This is a genomic window from Nocardia sp. CY41 (assembly GCF_009829325.1).
Lineage (GTDB): Bacteria > Actinomycetota > Actinomycetes > Mycobacteriales > Mycobacteriaceae > Nocardia.
In genome coordinates this window covers 1-1,208 of sequence record NZ_VUOS01000120.1, presented here as the reverse complement: position 1 = coordinate 1,208, position 1,208 = coordinate 1, and the positions used below count along the sequence as shown (strand labels likewise).

1 protein-coding gene is annotated in these 1,208 nt (G+C 64.8%); it reads left to right on the top strand.

What is annotated here, in order from left to right; genetic code table 11:
* Positions 1-551: 551 nt before the first annotated feature.
* Positions 552-1,205, top strand: coding sequence for a YdcF family protein (locus tag GVY64_RS36955; protein ID WP_159851334.1), 654 nt, complete (start codon positions 552-554; stop codon positions 1,203-1,205).
* Positions 1,206-1,208 lie beyond the last annotated feature (3 nt).

Genomic DNA, 1,208 nt, shown 5'->3' with positions numbered 1-1,208 from the left:
TACCCCAACATCACACGCGATAGCGCTTGCTGTGGCGGTCCGGCGACGGCGATCTCGCCCAGCTTGCGCCCGCATCAGCCTGTGACACCGCGCGGCTGCGTGTCGCTCGACGGTCGATGTCCAAAAGCTGTCCGCGAATCCATTCTCGGCCAGGCCTTTCCGTGCTTTCATACTCATCTATCATCGACCCTCGGTTGTGCTCACGGAGGGCTGCGGGAGGGCAGATGGCCGAGCCGTTCGGGTCAGGTGCCGCCGGGGCAGCAGCTGCCGCTGCACGAGAGATCGCCGAACAGGCGACGCGAGCGCTGACCACCGGCGCCTCCGGCATCAGCAGATCCTGGCATGACGTGGCGGGCGGGACCCGGGAGTCTGCCGGGATTCTGCTCCGCGCCGATCACCGCAGCGCGATCCCCATCAATTCAGCCGGTCGCGCTCTGATTCGCGATGATCAGGTCGTAGGAGGACGCAACGGAGCCGCCTACACAACATGGCTGCGGGAACTGCGGGTTCGGGGTGTGGACACCAACCGAGCGATGTCGGATCTGGGAACCGTGTGGGACTACCTGCGCCACGACCCGAAGTGGGCGTTCGATCCTGAACGCAACTACCGGGGTGTAGTGATGTTCGGCAGCCCGGACAGTGGGGGTGCGGCGGTGCTGGCCAACTTCGTTCGTGACCGCGGTCTGCAGGACACCACTGTCGTGTTCTCCGGCTACGCGGACCCGGGCAAGGGCGCGATGATCCCCGAAGCTGTCCGGTTCAGGGCGGCCGCGCAACGCGTCGGGTTGGGATCACATCGCGTCATCGAAGATCATCTGGCCCGCAACACCGGTGAGAACGTCGTCAACTCCTTGGCACTGCTACGACGACAGGGCCGAGATGTCGGATCGATCGTGGGGGTGTGTACACCCCAGCACGCTCGCCGTGTGTGGGCCACGATCATGAAGCAGGGCCCCGATGTCGAGCACGCGGCAATGGTAACCGCCGATGTTTCTGTCGAGAATTACCTGCGCTACGGCCTGCGCGATGATCCTTCACGGGTGACGCCGCCGGACGAGGTCACCTCGGCGATCCTGGGAGAGATCAAGCGTCTGGACGACTATCCCGGCGAGGGGCATATCGTCACGCAGGAAGTTCCGGGTGGCGTGCGCGAGGCTTACCACAGATTGAGCGAGACATTCCGCCCCTCCGAGCGCAGGTTCTGACGT